The sequence below is a fragment of the Oleiphilus sp. HI0086 genome (genome assembly GCF_001635225.1).
In genome coordinates, this window is sequence record NZ_LWFZ01001467.1 from 1 (window position 1) to 713 (window position 713).

The 713-nt window shown below is 50.4% G+C and carries 1 pseudogene; it reads left to right on the forward strand.

Annotation, left to right across the window (positions count from 1 at the left end):
- Positions 1 to 713 (forward strand): annotated as a pseudogene (locus A3756_RS24915) (ammonium transporter); the annotation flags it as partial.

Consider the following 713-nt stretch of genomic DNA (forward strand, 5'->3'; position numbering starts at 1 on the left):
CCTAATCTGTGGTTACGAGTTCATGTATGGCGGCGGCTTCTTCCTATCAGGTACTGACAGCGTTGCAACTATAGACGTTGCTCAAGCTCTAGCAGATTCTGCTGAAAACGGCTTCGGCGGTGACTCTGTTTACTCAGGCGCTTCTGACTTCTTCTTCCAGGTCGTATTCGTTGCAACGGCAATGTCTATCGTATCGGGTGCGGTTGCTGAGCGTATGAAGCTTTGGGCTTTCCTAGCATTCGCAGTTGTTATGACGGGTTTCATCTACCCAATGGAAGGTGGCTGGACTTGGGGTGGTAACTCTGTGTTCGGTATGTACGACCTCAGTAGCTATAGCGATTACGCTGGTTCAGGTATCGTTCACATGGCAGGTGCTGCAGCAGCATTGGCTGGTGTTATCATGCTAGGTGCTCGTAAAGGCAAGTACGGTGCTAACGGTCAGGTTAACGCTATCCCAGGTGCGAACCTTCCTCTAGCAACGCTAGGTACATTCATCCTGTGGATGGGCTGGTTCGGTTTCAACGGTGGTTCTACTCTTAAACTGGGTGGTATCGAAGTAGCTAACGAAGTAGCAAGCGTATTCTTGAACACTAACGCTGCTGCGGCAGGTGGTTTGATCGCTGCATTGATCGTTGCACGTATTCTATTCGGTAAGGCTGACCTTACAATGGCATTGAACGGCGCACTAGCAGGTTTGGTTGCGATCACTGCAG